The sequence below is a fragment of the Candidatus Viridilinea mediisalina genome (assembly GCF_002532535.1).
GTDB lineage: Bacteria > Chloroflexota > Chloroflexia > Chloroflexales > Chloroflexaceae > Viridilinea > Viridilinea mediisalina.
Map to the genome: position 1 here is coordinate 1 of NZ_NQWI01000121.1, position 15,103 is coordinate 15,103.

15 protein-coding genes are annotated in these 15,103 nt (G+C 58.1%); 12 read left to right on the top strand and 3 right to left on the bottom strand.

The features are described from left to right. Positions 1-272, top strand: a 272-nt coding sequence (locus CJ255_RS23730) for a hypothetical protein (RefSeq protein ID WP_217352477.1), incomplete at its 5' end; no start/stop codon positions are given. Positions 273-278: 6 nt separating this feature from the next. Here the strand turns inward: CJ255_RS23730 and CJ255_RS18060 are convergent. From CJ255_RS18060 to CJ255_RS23735, 3 genes are all read right to left on the bottom strand, one after another. Beyond that, a complete protein-coding gene (locus CJ255_RS18060; protein WP_097645492.1) occupies positions 279-902 on the bottom strand; it encodes a hypothetical protein in 624 nt (207 codons plus the stop codon). Positions 903-1,021: 119 nt separating this feature from the next. Further along, positions 1,022-3,439, bottom strand: a complete 2,418-nt coding sequence (locus CJ255_RS18065) for a DUF8815 domain-containing protein (RefSeq protein WP_097645493.1) — start codon at positions 3,437-3,439, stop codon at positions 1,022-1,024. Between the two features lie 148 nt (positions 3,440-3,587). Then, positions 3,588-3,725 (bottom strand): hypothetical protein, encoded by a 138-nt coding sequence (locus tag CJ255_RS23735; RefSeq protein ID WP_165774790.1) that lies wholly within the window; start codon positions 3,723-3,725, stop codon positions 3,588-3,590. Positions 3,726-4,113: 388 nt separating this feature from the next. Between CJ255_RS23735 and nusA the strand changes: the two genes are divergently transcribed. From nusA to CJ255_RS18120, 11 genes are all read left to right on the top strand, one after another. Further along, complete coding sequence (gene nusA, locus CJ255_RS18070; RefSeq protein WP_097645494.1) at positions 4,114-5,442, top strand: transcription termination factor NusA; 1,329 nt, start codon at positions 4,114-4,116, stop codon at positions 5,440-5,442. After that, positions 5,442-5,786: a YlxR family protein gene (locus tag CJ255_RS18075; RefSeq protein ID WP_097645495.1), complete on the top strand. Its 345-nt coding sequence runs from the start codon at positions 5,442-5,444 to the stop codon at positions 5,784-5,786. Before nusA ends, CJ255_RS18075 begins: the two co-directional genes overlap by 1 nt. A 173-nt stretch (positions 5,787-5,959) precedes the next feature. Then, complete coding sequence (gene infB / locus CJ255_RS18080) at positions 5,960-8,368, top strand: translation initiation factor IF-2 (RefSeq protein ID WP_097645496.1); 2,409 nt, start codon at positions 5,960-5,962, stop codon at positions 8,366-8,368. Positions 8,369-8,372: 4 nt separating this feature from the next. Further along, positions 8,373-8,753 (top strand): 30S ribosome-binding factor RbfA, encoded by a 381-nt coding sequence (gene rbfA / locus CJ255_RS18085; RefSeq protein WP_097645497.1) that lies wholly within the window; start codon positions 8,373-8,375, stop codon positions 8,751-8,753. A 6-nt stretch (positions 8,754-8,759) separates the two neighbouring features. Beyond that, the gene (locus tag CJ255_RS18090) at positions 8,760-9,758 is read left to right on the top strand and encodes a lysylphosphatidylglycerol synthase transmembrane domain-containing protein (protein ID WP_097645498.1); all 999 of its coding nucleotides are present in this window, start codon (positions 8,760-8,762) and stop codon (positions 9,756-9,758) included. A 145-nt stretch (positions 9,759-9,903) separates the two neighbouring features. Next, a complete protein-coding gene (locus CJ255_RS18095; RefSeq protein ID WP_097645499.1) occupies positions 9,904-10,314 on the top strand; it encodes an HIT family protein in 411 nt (136 codons plus the stop codon). A 14-nt stretch (positions 10,315-10,328) separates the two neighbouring features. Then, entirely contained in the window at positions 10,329-10,778 is a 450-nt protein-coding gene (locus CJ255_RS18100; protein ID WP_097645500.1) for a hypothetical protein, read from the top strand. A 16-nt stretch (positions 10,779-10,794) separates the two neighbouring features. Continuing rightward, on the top strand, positions 10,795-12,300 hold the full coding sequence (gltX, locus tag CJ255_RS18105) for a glutamate--tRNA ligase (protein ID WP_097645501.1): 1,506 nt from the start codon (positions 10,795-10,797) through the stop codon (positions 12,298-12,300). A 392-nt stretch (positions 12,301-12,692) separates the two neighbouring features. After that, complete coding sequence (locus CJ255_RS18110; protein WP_245863554.1) at positions 12,693-12,935, top strand: FmdB family zinc ribbon protein; 243 nt, start codon at positions 12,693-12,695, stop codon at positions 12,933-12,935. Positions 12,936-12,947: 12 nt separating this feature from the next. Next, positions 12,948-13,925, top strand: a complete 978-nt coding sequence (locus CJ255_RS18115; protein ID WP_097645503.1) for a sugar phosphate nucleotidyltransferase — start codon at positions 12,948-12,950, stop codon at positions 13,923-13,925. A 75-nt stretch (positions 13,926-14,000) separates the two neighbouring features. Further along, positions 14,001-15,038, top strand: a complete 1,038-nt coding sequence (locus CJ255_RS18120) for a hypothetical protein (RefSeq protein WP_124682001.1) — start codon at positions 14,001-14,003, stop codon at positions 15,036-15,038. The last annotated feature ends 65 nt before the right edge of the window (positions 15,039-15,103 follow it).

Sequence of the window (15,103 nt, forward strand, 5' to 3'; positions counted from 1 at the left end):
ACAAGCTGGCTTCGACAAGCTGGCTTCGACAAGCTGGCTTCGACAAGCTGGCTTCGACAAGCTGGCTTCGACAAGCTCAGCCACCGAGCCACCGAGCCACCGAGCCACCGAGCCACCGAGCCACCGAGCCACCGAGCCATCGAGCCACCGAGCCACCGAGCCACCGAGCCACCGAGCCAGCGGCGCGGTGGTTGAGCTTCAAGCACGCGAAAGCCCATTGGAACGCCATGTTCGGCAATCTACAATCTACAATCTGCAATCTACAATCGTAAATGGCATCACGCAGCCTTCTCGATCTCCGGCGGGGGCGGTAAGATCGAGAGATCAACAGTCGTCAAATGGCGCATGAGCAGGCTATGGGTACGTTCGTAGGCCCGCTGGAGCAACTGATTAACGAGGCGCTGCTCGGCTACTACATTACGCCGCTCGGCCTCGCGCTGCTCCGTCTGATCAATGGCATCGGCTAAACGTTCGGCTGCATCACGGAGACGCTGCGTGCAATCATCAGCAAAGGGCGGGCGAGGGGCCAAAAGGTCTATGGCCGCCTCTAAGCGACGAACATCACACAACAACTCAATCGGCGTGATCGCACTACTCGATCGTACCGGCGCAATGATCAGTGCATAGGCCGGATCGCTTCCATAGTAGAGGCTCAGATCACGTAATACCGTACTGAACACCCGTTGTGCTTCAACCTCAAAGCGCCAACGCTGGGCTAAGGCATTGCGCCAAGCATTCAGCGTCACCTCAGCTTTGCGCGTCTGATCAACCAGCGCCTGGGCAATACTACGATGGCGGTTCAACTCTTCGTCAAGCAACGGGAGTTGATCACTATGGCGCTCCAACAACGCAATTAAGCGGAATGTGGCATCCTGAAGCGTAGGAGAGAGCATCTGCTGCATTACGGCAGGTCCTTTCAATGTTGAGGCACTGGTGCGGAGCACCTGCCATCTCTCCTTATGGTACGAATGATTCGCACTAATATCCATAGTACTTGTGTCGTGTTCTCGAATGGGACTACCTAGGGTAGTAGCTTCTCGCCTACCAGCTTGGCATCCACATAGACACAATGAAAGTTGCCAGGAGCGACTTCGCCGCTTACACGCACCCGTAACATGCCATGACTGCCAAGGTAGCGCTGCGGGTTGGCGATCCTGCTCTCGCGCTGCGTGGTGTCTTGGGCGTCCCATGTGGCCGCCTGCCAGTCGTAGAGCTCGACGAGGGTACTCGGCTGCCACGGGCCATCAGTGCTGGTGATGAGGCTCAGTTCCTGCACCTGCAAGCCATAGAGGTCGCGTGGTAGTTGGAGTTGTATGCTGGCTGGCCGGTTGCTGAGGCTTACGCCCGGGCTCGTGCCGAAGCAACTGTTTTCTACGCTGCTTTCAAAACGGGCTTGCAACCAGCCTGGCTCAAGCTGAATCGGATTGGGCCCCAAATCAAGCTGTGGGTTCAGCGTGATCAGTGCGAGTTGCTTGCTGCTGCTGCGGGCCATGTCGGCGTTCACTTGAAGCGGGCTAAAATCGGCCCAAGCCAGCATGATTGGTTGACCGCCGCGCACACTGGGGCCATAGCTGAAGAGCGACTCGACGATCCGCATGCGCTGCTGAATGTCTGGTTGCATCGTCATGCCCATATACGGGTTTTCTGAATCTAAATCCTGGCCATAGAGCAAGTAGCCAAGTGGAATGTGGGGGCCAAAGAAGCGTCTGGCCTCAACCTGTGGCGGCAACAGGGTGCCGCTAAGTGTGGCCCCTGGCGTTGCATCACCTAGGCGGGCCACCTGCTCGCCTTGGATAAAGGTGACATCGTAGAGCATAAGGGCGCTGCTATTATGCATGCGTCCCACCAATTGCTCGCCTTGGCGCTCCACAGTCGCCTCAAGCGGGCCAAATGGCATGCTGCTGTCACTGGCGAGCGCACGCATCGCCCATTGGGCAACACTGAATTCGCGGACTTGCGCCGTTGCACTTGCTTTCTGCATGTAGAAACCGCTCGCATTGCTGCCCCCAAGCTCCCACGGGCCATGAATGGAGACAGGCCGTAGCAGAGGTCGCGTGTTGGTATTGTGCTGGTCACTCACCTGGATGTGGTAGGCACGTTGCACTGGCGAGAAGATGCCAATGAAGCTACGTACCTGGGCCACACCCTCCTCGCTCGGTTGGATGAGCACAACTTGGTTGAAGAGCAGATCGCCACCACGCTGCTGATAGCCCCAGGCATAGGTGATGATCGCAAAGAGCAGCGTGAGCGCTGGTACCACGATCCAGCCCAAGTCTTGCCGATCCAAGCGGCGCAACACGAAATAGGTACCCGGCCCAACCAGAATGATGTAGGTAGCCACAAGGCCAAGCAGCAGGCCCAGGGGCGGAAATTCGAGAGCCGGCAGGCTGGTGAGGGTCGCAGCTAGATTGTTCTCAATGAAACTGTTGCTGCTCATGTGATCGGGCGCAAAACCGGGCGGCAAGGTTGTGGCGGGGCGCAACAGGTCAAACCAGAGCTGTGGGCTATTCTCCCAACCCAACAACGCGGGGTGCGCGAGGGGCATGCTGAGAGCGGTAACCCGGCCTTGGCCAACATGCTGTTCTAGGGCAAGTGGTGCAGTAGCAGCAAGGTTGGCAAGGGGCAGCGGATAGGCACTTCGCCCCACTGCATCGCTGCGCGGCTGCAATTGGGCCAGCGGTAGATCACCAGTGCGTGCCTCGGAGCCCAAGAGCGCCACGCTCGGCCAGCGCTCCACTTCAGAGACTGAAACCGGCTGTAGCGCAGGGGGCAAGTTCGCCAGCATCGTGGGAAGTTCATTGCCACCACTGAGCAACAGGTGGCCCCCGCGCAGCACCCAGCCATGGAGCGCCTCCAGTTGCTCAGGGGTAAGCTCAGCGGTCGCAACATCCTCAAAGACAAGCGCATCAAACCCACTAAGCCCCAAGGCATGGTCGGGTAGATCAGGCGGATCAAGGTAGAGCCCGAGCAGACTCGTGCCATCGGGCAAGCGCGTCGGGGCGCGCAGCGCCGCCCCTGGCCCACTTACGAGCCCCACCATGCGCGTGCGCTGATTGGCTGCCACCAACTCCAACTGCTCGCTCGTCACCTCTTGGCCATCCGCAAAGAGGCGCACAAGCAGACGGCGCGCATTGGAAGTCATATGGGTATAGACCATGACCGTCTTATGGCTGTTGTGCGGCAGGCTCAGGGCAACGACATACTGGGCACCCTCACGGGTACCCACACGTACTTCAACCTCACGATCAGGGCCAGCATTCTCTAGCTCAACAACAACTGGCAACCAAGCGCCGACACGAAAGGCACCCTCGTAGCCAGGACGGGCATGGAGGATGATGTCGGCGCTTTGGTCGGGCGGCGCGGCCAGGAGGGGCGAGAACGCGAACGCGGCGTAGGCAACAAACAGCAAAACCAACAGGGGGCGGAGGGGAGGGAACACAGCCCGCGCTCCTTCTCAGCAAAGAAACATGTACACACCCATATGACTACGGAGTATACTTTTTTGTTTCACTACCACCAACCTCTATGATACCGTAGGTAGTAGGAGCCTGAAAATGAGCAAATGCTGAGATTGGGCTGAAGCTACCTTAGTGCGTGCGACGACGGGGGCGACGCGGGTTGCGCTCAATATACAGGAGCGCCGGTGCCTTCTTGATGGATGGAAGCGTGGCAAAAAGGGCCAAGATGAGCATGGCGGCGAAGATAACCAGTGCAATCGTTGCCATGGCGACGTTCCTTTCGTGTGAGCGACTGTGCCAACGGTCAGCACAGCGCGACACTTGTAGTATACCCAAAAGTTTGTACCACGTCTATACCATTTTGTGCGCTTTTTCTCACAAAATGTTCAACCATGGTTTGCAAAAGCGAATCGGAGATGCTATACTGTTCAAGGTATAGGGCGTGGGTGCCATATCTACGCCTATGCCGTGAACTACCGTGAACCGCACGTAAGCGGCCCACAGGCCGAGCAGGGACACTGCGATGAACCATCGCTAAGCATGCTTCTAGGCAGTAGCCGCACAGCCAAGCGGTCTACCTGAAGTTGAAGTCTATGCCGGATGCTGTGGAAAAGTGGGTAGCCCCCACTTTTCTTGTTGTAGGCGAGCATGAGGTATGAAGAGCGACTTTTATACAGCGATTTCACAGATTGCAGCAGAGCGTGGTATTCCCAAGGAAGCCATCATTGATGTGATGGAGAAGGCACTCATCACCGCCTACAAACGCACCCTGGGCAACAATCCTCCACCCATGGAGGTTACGGTACGCCTCGATCAACAAACTGGCGCGGCACGGGTCTATGCTGAGAAACAAGTCGTAGACGATGTCCTCGATGATCGCTTCGAGATTGACATTGCTGATGCACTCAAGGTGAAAGCGGATGCCCAACTCGGTGAGACGGTGGTTGTCGAGAGTACACCGCACGATTTTGGGCGCATTGCGGCCCAAACCGCAAAGCAAGTGGTACTCCAAGGGATCAAAGAGGTTGAGCGCGAGTATATCTATGGCGAATACATGGATCGTGAAGGTGAGCTAATCACCGCCACGGTGCAGCGTATGGCCAAAGGGAATGTCATCCTTGAGATGGGCAAAGCGGAGGCGATCCTGCCGCCGAAGGAGCAGGTAGACAACGACCGCTACTACCACGGCCAACGCCTGAAGGTCTATTTGATGGAAATCCGCCGTGAAGATCGCGGCCCCCGTCTGATTGCTTCGCGTACCCACAAACAGTTGATCATGCGCCTCTTTGAAATGGAGGTACCTGAGATCTATAACGGTACGGTTGAGTTGAAATCGGTTGCCCGTGAGCCGGGCTTGCGTACGAAAGTGGCAGTGGCTGCCCGTCAGGAGGGAATTGATCCGGTAGGCTCTTGTGTGGGCATGCGTGGAATTCGCATTCAGAATATTGTCAATGAGTTGAATGGTGAGAAGATTGATGTAGTGCAATGGTCTAGTGATGCCCGTGATTTTATTGCCAATGCGCTCTCACCTGCCCAAGTGGTTGAAGTTCACCTCAATGAAGAAGAACATGCTGCACTGGTGATTGTGCCCGATAAACAACTCTCGCTGGCAATTGGTAAAGAGGGGCAGAATGTGCGCCTCGCCGCTAAGTTGACGGGCTGGCGCATTGATATTAAGAGCGCTACGGCGCTGCTCGAAGAGGAACGGGCTGCCTCTGAAGCGCGTGGCTATGCTGAGGCTGAACAACTTCAGACTGAGGCCGAATTGGCCAATGCCCGCGTCGAAACCCGTAAGGTACGTCCTGATGGGCGCGTGGTCTACCAGAACCACCAGTATGGCCCCTTGGGGAATGATTTGATTGGTGAGAGCCTGCAATTGCGGGCGACTTCGCAAAAGCTCTATATTTATCACCATGATCGCTTGATTGCATCCTACATTCTGGTTGAAGATGACGGCACGAGTCTGGTTGATGACGAGGAGTGATGGCAGTAGGATCTAAGCAGTTGGGTACGAAGCTACGGCATAAACATGTTCCTCAGCGCATGTGTGTTGCCTGTCGCCAGAGTGAGGCGAAGCGTGGCCTTGTGCGTCTGGTGCGTGATGCCAGCGGACGGGTGTTGATTGACTCCACTGGACGGCTGCAAGGCCGTGGAGCCTACCTCTGTCAGCATGCCCAGTGTTGGGATGTCGCCCTGCGCCGCCGTACACTTGAACGTGCCCTCCGCCTTGAGGGATTACATCCCGATGATCGTGAAATGCTGCGTGCTTTTGCGGCTGGTCTGGGTAGCCCTATGCTAACCCAAACTGAACAGGAAACCGATAAGTAAGAGGAGTGAAGCCTCGTAGACGTTACATGTCCGGATTGCGCCCCTGTAGACGATGATGATGAAGGTGAACTGGTTTGGTGTTGTCTCGATACACTGCCCTTGGTTCCCTCCTCCATCCTGCAGGGTAGACACTCGGGCCAGTCGGTCACCGGGGCCAGAAAGGATCCAAATCGATGCAAGCAGTGAGCCTTTCTTCCCAAGAGGGTCAATACAGTTGTGGGGCGTACCTGGCAAGCAGTGGTCGCCCCGGTAACCCTGGCGGGGGCGGCGGTGGTCGCCCCGGTGGAGGGGGTGGTGGTGGTGGTCGCCCCGGCGGCGGCGGGCCTGGTGGCGGTCGCCCCGGTGGCGGCGGTGGCGGCGGTGGTCGCCCCGGTGGTGGTGGCGGCGGTGGTGGTCGCCCCGGTGGCGGCGGCGGTGGCGGCGGTGGTCGCCCCGGCGGCGGGGGGCCTGGTGGCCCCGGCGGTGGGTTTGGTGGCGGCGGTGGTCGCCCCGGTGGTGGCGGTCGCCCCGGTGGTGGCGGCGGTGGTCGCCCCGGCGGTGGCGGCGGTGGTCGCCCCGGTGGTGGCGGCGGTGGGTTTGGTGGCGGCGGTGGTCGCCCCGGCGGTGGGCCCGGCGGCGGAGGTTTTCCTGGTGGCTCTGGCCCTGGGCGTGGCGGCCCTGGGCGTGGCGGCCCCGGACGTGGTGGCCCCGGACGTGGCGGCCCTGGGCGTGGCAGTGGGCGTAGCAACTTTCCCGAAGAGCGCGAAGGTAGTATGGGCAACCGTGGTCGCCCCGGTGCCCGTGGTACCGTTGTCTCCATGCGCCCGCGTGGGCCGGTTGAGCTTACCAGTATTATGACGGTTCGTGAGTTCTCTGAGGCTACTGGCATTGGTGCCTCTGAAATCCTAAAAGCCCTGCTCAAGGGTGGCGTCCTCGCGAATATCAATCAGCAGATTGACTATGAGACCGCTGCGTTGATTGCAACCGATTTCTCGATTGAGACGGTCGAGAAGGTGCCGGAACAGCTTGCTGGGATTGTTGAGAATGTCAAGGATGTCCTCAGTGCTCAAGCCGCCGATGAGATGCGTGTCCGCCCACCAGTGGTGACCATTATGGGCCATGTTGATCACGGTAAGACCAAACTGCTCGATGCCATTCGCTCTGCTCGTGTGGCTGAAGGTGAGGCGGGGGGCATTACGCAACATATCGGTGCCTACCAGATTGAGATTAATCAGCGTAAGATTACCTTCCTCGACACCCCCGGCCACGAGGCCTTTACCGCGATGCGCGCCCGTGGGGCCCAGGCGACCGATATTGTGGTTCTCGTGGTGGCCGCAGATGATGGGGTGATGCCCCAGACCCGCGAGGCCATTTCGCACGTCAAGGCGGCAGGTGTGCCCATGATCGTGGCGATCAATAAGATTGATCTGCCAGCCGCGAATCCTGGCCGGATTAAAGAGCAGTTGGCTGCGGTTGATGTGATCGTTGAAGATTTTGGCGGCGAGATACCTTCTGTAGAGGTTTCGGCACGCTCTAAGATCAATATTGAGGGGCTCTTGGAGATGATCCTGCTCGTTGCTGATATGCAGGAGCTCAAGGCTAATCCCAATGCCCCCGCTGTCGGTACGATCATTGAGGCTGAATTGGATAAAAATCGGGGTTCGGTGGCAACCGTGCTGATCCAGAATGGTACCCTGCGCCCAGAAGATAATGTGCTGGTCGGTGGGGTTTCAGGCAAGATTAAGTCTATGTTTAGCGATAGTGGTAAGCGCCTGCGCCACGCTGAACCCTCGATGCCGGTTGAGATTCTTGGACTCGAAGGCGTGCCCCAAGCCGGTGACATCCTTCAGGTCATGGATGATCTCTCGATTGCCCGTGAGGTCGCGTTACAGCGTACCCGCCAGACCCGCATGGAGGCAATTGGGGTGGTGCGCGGCACAACCCTCGAAGATCTCTTTAGCCAAGTGCAGCAGGGCAAGGTCAAAGACCTCAATGTGATCCTCAAAGCCGATGTGCAAGGCTCCTTGGGTGCGATTGAACACCAGTTTAATCAACTCAGTTCGTCCCAAAACGAAGTGCAGATCAAGGTTATTCACCGTGGTACTGGGGCCATTACTGAGGGCGATGTGAACCTTGCCGTGGCTTCGCAGGCGATCATCATTGGCTTCAATGCCCGCCCCGATCCCGCAGCGCGCCGCGCCGCAGAGCAGCAGGGGATTGACATCCGCTTCTACAATATCATCTACCAACTCACTGATGATATTAAGAAGGCTATGGTCGGTATGCTCGCCCCCACCTTCAAAGAGGTGGTCGAGGGCTTTGCCGATGTACGCAATACCTTCCGCCTGCCCTCGCGTGAGATTGTGGCCGGGCTCTATGTCACCGATGGCAAGATTCTGCGTACCGGCCAGAGTGTGCGTGTGCTACGCAACGGAGCTGTACTCCACGATGGCAAGATTAGCAGCCTGAAACGTTTCAAAGATGATGTGCGTGAAGTGATTTCAGGCTATGAGTGTGGCCTTGTGGTTGAGGGCTTCACCGATGTGCAGGTGGGCGATAATATGGAATTCTATCGCCAAGAGCGGGTTGAGGGGACGTTCTAAGCCTATGAGTAAGCAGCGCCTGCAACAGGTTGCCGATACCATCCAGCAGATTCTCGGCAGCGTGATCCAAAATGAACTGAAAGACCCCCGTGTCGGTTTTGCGACGGTCACGGGGGTTCAGGTGAGTCCCGATCTGCAACGAGCCACTGTTCGCATCTCGGTGATGGGAGAGGAGGCCGAGCAGAGTGCGACGATGGAGGCGCTGCTGCGGGCGCGGGGCTTCTTGCGCCGCCGCGTCGCTGAAGAGATGAGCCATATGCGCTTTGTGCCCGAATTGCGCCTCGTGCAAGATACGTCGCTCGACTACACAATGCGCATCAATGAGGTCTTGCGTGAAGTGGAGCAGGAGCGGCGAGCTAATCCGCCCAAGTTGGACCAAGAGTAGTTCTCCATGTCGCTCAAAACTCTGCCGGGTAAAATCCTGGTTTCGTTGTTGCTTGGCTTGGCGGTGATCCTTGCCCTTAGCCTGCTCAGCGATCTCCGTGCCGTTATGCGCGATCTGCGCGATTTTACCTGGTCGCTGCTGCCACTGATTCTAGGGTTGACGCTCGTTAACTACCTGATGCGTGGCCTCAAATGGGATTTCTTTCTGCGTCGCTTGCGCTGTGGGCAAGGCGTAAGTGGCTTCGATAGTGGGCTGATCTTTACCTCAGGCATGGTCATGGCGGTCACGCCCGGGAAACTTGGAGAGGTCTTCAAATCCTACCTGCTCAAACGGATCAATGGGACGGCGGTGATCCGTTCGGCGCCGATTGTGCTGGCCGAGCGACTGACTGATGGCTTGGCGATGCTACTGCTCATGGGTTTGGGCCTGACCCTCTTCCCGCCGGCGCGCCCGGTCTTTGTTTTGCTGCTCGTGGCTACGCTGGCGGGCATTGTGATTGTGCAGCAGCGCCCCTTGGCCAATGCACTACTCGATTTCAGCGCCCGTCTGCCTTTGGGCAACAAATTGGCCCCACGGCTACGTACCGTCTATGAGAGTACCCGCGAACTCCTTGATTGGCGTGTCCTTGTGGTCGCAACCGCTATCAGTCTGGTTTCGTGGGGCTGTGAGTGTATTGCTTTCTACTTGGTGCTGGTTGGTTTGGGCGTTGAAGCAACCCCACTGCTGCTGCTCCAAGCGGTCTTTATCTTTGCTGCAAGTACCCTCTTTGGCCTAGTCAGTTTGCTACCGGGCGGGCTAGGGGTGAGTGAAGTGAGCAGTGTGGGCCTCTTGGTAGCGCTGGTTAACATCAGTGCCGCCGCCGCCACGAGTGCCACCGTGCTGATCCGCTTTACCACCCTCTGGTTTGGCGTCCTCCTCGGCGCATGCGCCCTCGTCTGGTTTGGGCGGCGCTACGCCGCCGATCCGGCGACTGAGGGTACCCTTGAATCGGCAAACGTGAGTTGAGGGAAGGTGTTAAACGGAGGTTGCTTTACAATCTTGCGAGGATGCGTGAGGCGAAGCAGCGAGGGCTTCGCGTCCTCGCATCCTCGCGTCCTCGCAAGCGGTAACGTACCTACGCGCCTTCCCTAAAATATGTAAGGAGAACCCAATGGCTTCCATCTTTTCACGCATTGTCAGTGGCGAAATCCCGGCAGCAAAGCTCTATGAAGATGATCTGACCCTGGCGTTTCTCGATATTAATCCCGCTTCGCGGGGCCATGTGCTGGTGATCTGTAAAGAAGAGTTGCCCGCATTGCTCGATCTACCGCCTGAATTGGTGGCGGCGGTAGCACAAACAGTGCAACGGGTGGCGCGGGCGATCAATGCAGCCCTCCAGCCCGATGGCTTTAACGTGATCCAAAATAATGGGGCCGCAGCCGGGCAGACGGTCTTCCACTACCATGTGCATATCATTCCGCGTTGGAACGGCGATCAAGCCTTGATCCCCTGGAAGGCGGGCCAGATCAGCGCTAGTGAACAAGCCGAGTTGGTAGCACTCGTGCAAGCTCAGTTGGGGTAGAAACAGAAAAAGCCATGGTAGAGAGCCCGCTCTTCATTGAGGTGGCCCGGCAACACGGCTACAGCGCCGAGGCGGCTCATGCGGCTTTGGAGGCCGTGCGGGCCCACTTGGTTGCAGCCGGTCTGGTGCCGACGCGGCTCTACATTTACCGCAGTAGCGATGGGGGCCTTACGGGGGCAGGGAGTCTGGGCGCACCACCGCTCAGTCGCCCGCGTGTACTCTTGGCCTTTTCAAGTGCCGATGCGGCCCTCGCCTTTGCCCAACGGGGCGGGATCAGCCGTTCGCCCCGCCTCGTGGCCCTGAGCCTGAGCCAAGCCCTTGCGACGGTGCTGCAACGCCCAAGTATTGCCGCGCTCTACCTTGCTGCCGAGGGTGACTATCTGATTAGCCCGGGGACGCTGCCGCCCGGGTTGCGGATTGAGCGTAGTGACCTCTTTCAGTTGCTTGACGGTGGCCATCTGTGAATGGAGTATGCTAGCTATGACCGCGATTACCGGCCCTGTGCGCGTGCGCTTTGCGCCTAGTCCTACCGGCTATCTACATATTGGCGGTGTGCGTACCGCCCTTTTTAATTGGCTCTTTGCCCGCCACTATGGGGGCCAGTTTATCCTACGCATCGAAGATACTGATGAAAAGCGTTTCGTTGCCGATGCAACCGATGATATTAGCGCCTCACTGCGCTGGGTTGGGCTTGATTGGGACGAAGGGCCCGATGTGGGCGGCCCCCATGGCCCCTATGTGCAGTCGCAGCGCCAAGCGTTGGGCATCTACCAGCAGCATAGCGAACAACTGCTCGAAGCGGGTTGGGCCTATATGTCCTTCACGAGCGAAGAGGAGTTGGCAGAATTACGTGCCGCCTCGGAAGCACGCGGCCATAAAGCCTTCCGCTTTCGCGGCCCCGAACGAGATTGGCCCCTTGAGCAACAGCGCGAAGTTGCTGCAAGTGGCAAACCCTATACCATCCGCCTCAAGCTGCCCCTTGAGGGCGAAACGCGCTTCAGCGATCTCGTGCGCGGTGGCTCAGAGATTGTGGTGCAGCACGAACAACTGCAAGACATCGTGCTGATCAAAAAATCGGGCATGCCGGTCTACCACTTTGCCCACTTGGTGGACGATCATCTGATGGGGGTGACCCATATTCTGCGGGCTGAGGAGTGGGTACCCTCAACGCCCTACCATGTAGTACTCTACCAGGCCTTCGGCTGGCAGGTGCCGGTCTTTGCCCACTTGCCGGTAATCTTACGTCAAGACGGCAAAGGCAAGCTCTCGAAGCGCAAAGACGACGTAGCGACCAACCGCTTCTGGGAGCGCGGCTACCTACCGGAGGCGTTGTTCAACTATTTGGCGCTGCAAGGCTGGAGCTACGATGACAAGACTGAAATCATGTCGCGTGACGAGTTGGTCAGCCGTTTTAGCATCGAGCGGGTGCAGGCGAGTGGGGCGCGCTGGAACCCGGAGAAGCTCCGCGATCTGAATGGCATCTACATTCGCAAACTGAGTGCAGCGGCGTTGGCCGAGCAGATCGAACCCTTCATGGTACAGGCGGGGCTACTGAGTAATCCGCCCAGCGCCGATGAGCAGGCCTATCTGTTGCGCCTCGTGCCCCTGGTTCACGAGCGGCTTGAGGAATTGAGTCAAGCCCCCGAACTGCTCGACTTCTTCTTCCAAGCGGTACGCCCCGGCCCAGAGGGCTATGATCCAGCGCTGCTCATTCCGAAGAAACTGGATGCAGCCCAGACCCTCAGCATGCTGCGTGCAGCCCATGGAGCGTTGAACATCGTGGAGGATTGGCAAAGCGCCAAGCTTGAGGCAGCCCTCCGCGACCTCAGCGAGCGCTTGCAGGTCAAAGTGGGGCCACTCTTCGGCACCGTGCGCGTGGCCGTCAGCGGGCGCAGTGTCGCCCCGCCACTCTTTGATATGCTCGCCGCCCTGGGCCGCGAGCAAACCCTGAGCCGCTTGAGCCTTGCGGCAGCAGCGTTAGCTTGAGGCTGTCTGAAAATTCTGTGGGCTGACTCTGGAGTGCCGGCTTTAGCCGGAGGCTGTCTGAAAATTCTGTGGGCTGACTCTGGAGTGCCGGCTTTAGCCGGAGGCTGTCTGAAAATTCTGTGGGCTGACTCTGGAGTGCCGGCTTTAGCCGGAGGCTGTCTGAAAATTCTGTGGGCTGACTCTGGAGTGCCGGCTTTAGCCGGCTGAAGCCGGCACTCCAACGTGCATCCATAAACTTTTCAGACAACTTCTAAGCAACTAGCCAATCTGCACAACCTCAAATGGTACAATTTGTTCATCTTTTTGATGTTCATGCCTCAACGTGGCATGGTATAATCAGAGTGCGCGGTAATCTTGCGCTTCTCAGTCTGCCTAGAGGTACGACAATGCCAATGTATGAGTATGGCTGTCTTGCATGTGACAGCCGTTTTGATGCCCTGCGCCGTATGGACCAGGACGATACAGGAGTGGTCTGTCCGAGCTGTGGGGCCAGCCAAGTAGCACGCCGCTTGTCGGTCTTTGCTGCACACACCCGTCATGGGGGGAGCAGCGTAGCTGAAATGCCCCCACCTGCCATGAGCAGTGGTGGTTGTGGTGGTGGCTGTTGCAGTGGTACATGTGCCACAAGGAATTAAGGAATTGAGGCTATGCGCGTGATGATCCTCACGGCAGGTCTCGGTACCCGCCTACGGCCCCATACGTTTAGTAAACCCAAGCCACTGGTGAACGTCGCTGGCAAAGCAGTCTTGGCCCATATTATTGATGATTTGCTCGAACTAGAGATTGACGAGTTGATCTGTGTGACTGGCTATCTTGGCCATCAGATCGAAGTCTTTGTGCGTGAGAGCTATAGTCAACTCCAACTGCGCTTCCTGGTGCAACACGAGATGCGCGGTCAAGCTGATGCGGTCTACCTTGCCCAAGACATCAGCGGCCCGTTACTGGTTGTCTTTGGTGATGGACTGGTATCGATTGATAAACAGCAGTTGCTAGAAAACCCCAACGAGGGGGTAATCTACTGCAAAGAGGTCGAAGACCCGCGGCGCTTTGGCGTTGCCGTGGTCGAAGAAGGACGCATCACCCGCCTTGTCGAAAAACCAACCAATGCCGTCTCGAACCTCGCTGTGGTGGGCTTCTACTACGTGCCGGAAGCTCGCCGGTTGATGGACGCCATTGCGACCATTATGGAGCGTGGCATCCAGATCAAAGGAGAATACTATCTCGCTGACGCCCTTCAGGTCATGATCGAACGTGGAGAGATGTTCCGCGCCGAAGCTGTGCCCATGTGGCGCGACTGCGGCACGATTGAAGCCCTCTTTGATACCAATCGCTACCTCTTGGAAAACGGTCATAGCCACCTCTTCACTGGCGATCACTCCGTCATTATCCCTCCGGTCAACATTGCACCCGATGCCACCATCGAACGTTCGGTAGTTGGCCCCCATGTCTCTATCGCTTCAGGGGCACTCGTGCGTAATGCCATCATCAAAGACTCGATTGTCAACACCGGAGCACGCATCCAATCGGTCATTATGAACCGAAGTCTGATTGGCGATAAAGCCTACGTTGACGGGAATAGTCACGAATTGAATGTGGGAGACGAATCGGATATACGCATTGGATAGGAGCTTATGATCGCGTACAACTTCCACGCCGTTAGCAAGGGAGCCAACGGCAGGGCCAGTGTAGGCCAGGGGAAGTTGGGTACACCAATTTCCTCAGCGCCGCCCTATGGGGGGCCGGCCTATCGCGCCCGCCAAGCTCCCGCCGGCGAGCAACAGCTCGTCGCTCACCTCGGTACGACCCTTGGTGCCCTGTTTCCCCACACGTTTCTCGTTGCCTACTACGTTGCGCTCAAGACTAACCCTCTCGTGGTATTGACCGGACTCGAAGGGGCCGGTAAGGCCGCTCTCGCCAGCGGTTTCGCCGCTGCACTCGTTGGCAGTGAGAGTGGTCAGTTCGTTACGATTGGCTCGGATAGTTGGACCCGCCGGGGCAGCCAGAGCCACTACTACCGCGACATCCACGCTCGGTTTGGAGCGAGCCAGTTTATCGAGACGCTGCATGAGGCTGCGTCGCCCGAGAACACTGGGAAGCTCTATATGATCCTGCTCAAAGGGTTGAGTGTTGAAGAACTCGACCTCTATGCCAACCGTTTGCTCCAAGTGGGGCCCGACGGTGAGCGTCGCTTGGCTCTGCCGGGGCGCTCGGCTGATGAGCAGCCGATTTTACCACCCAACTGCTTCATTACCGCAAGTCTGCATCTGCCCCAGGCGGATCAGCCGCTGTTGCAGGAGGTACTCCGTCATACTGGTCAGATCACCTTTAGCCCATCGCTCCAAGCTGGGACGACCTTGCCCAGCCTGCCACCACCACCAGTCGGGTTGCAACGTGTGATGTTGGCCGCAGTGGGCCATGATGTTGCAGCGCCCCGTGAGCGGCTTGACGCCATTCTGGGGCGTCGGGGTCGCCGTGATCTTGGCCCATCGCCCGAAGTTGCACGCCAACTCCTAGCTACTGGGGTGGCCCTGCGCTCGGAACTGCGTGAGCATATCCTTGCCTACGTGGCTAACAGCTTCGATCAGGAAGGCCGTGGCCTCTTCGTCCCCACCGATCCGCGACGCAATGCCCAGATTGCCTTCGACGCCCAAGTTGTCCAACGCCTGCTCTGGCGCAACACGACGCGCCGTCGCAGCTTCCAGCAGCGGCGTACCCCGCTGCTTGTCGAGAGTGTCTAGGAGCGCAGGATCCAGCAGGTAAAGAATCTTGAAAGGGAGGGGTTTGGGGAGGGCGAAGCCCTCCC

Excerpts from the sequence above, each read along its gene's own strand:
- CJ255_RS18060 (WP_097645492.1), bottom strand. The coding sequence starts at position 902 with ATGCAGCAGATGCTCTCTCCTACGCTTCAGGATGCCACATTCCGCTTA.
- CJ255_RS23735 (WP_165774790.1), bottom strand. The coding sequence starts at position 3,725 with ATGGCAACGATTGCACTGGTTATCTTCGCCGCCATGCTCATCTTGGCC.
- nusA (WP_097645494.1), top strand. The coding sequence starts at position 4,114 with ATGAAGAGCGACTTTTATACAGCGATTTCACAGATTGCAGCAGAGCGT.
- CJ255_RS18075 (WP_097645495.1), top strand. The coding sequence starts at position 5,442 with ATGGCAGTAGGATCTAAGCAGTTGGGTACGAAGCTACGGCATAAACAT.
- infB (WP_097645496.1), top strand. The coding sequence starts at position 5,960 with ATGCAAGCAGTGAGCCTTTCTTCCCAAGAGGGTCAATACAGTTGTGGG.
- rbfA (WP_097645497.1), top strand. The coding sequence starts at position 8,373 with ATGAGTAAGCAGCGCCTGCAACAGGTTGCCGATACCATCCAGCAGATT.
- CJ255_RS18090 (WP_097645498.1), top strand. The coding sequence starts at position 8,760 with ATGTCGCTCAAAACTCTGCCGGGTAAAATCCTGGTTTCGTTGTTGCTT.
- CJ255_RS18095 (WP_097645499.1), top strand. The coding sequence starts at position 9,904 with ATGGCTTCCATCTTTTCACGCATTGTCAGTGGCGAAATCCCGGCAGCA.
- CJ255_RS18100 (WP_097645500.1), top strand. The coding sequence starts at position 10,329 with ATGGTAGAGAGCCCGCTCTTCATTGAGGTGGCCCGGCAACACGGCTAC.
- gltX (WP_097645501.1), top strand. The coding sequence starts at position 10,795 with ATGACCGCGATTACCGGCCCTGTGCGCGTGCGCTTTGCGCCTAGTCCT.
- CJ255_RS18110 (WP_245863554.1), top strand. The coding sequence starts at position 12,693 with ATGTATGAGTATGGCTGTCTTGCATGTGACAGCCGTTTTGATGCCCTG.
- CJ255_RS18115 (WP_097645503.1), top strand. The coding sequence starts at position 12,948 with ATGCGCGTGATGATCCTCACGGCAGGTCTCGGTACCCGCCTACGGCCC.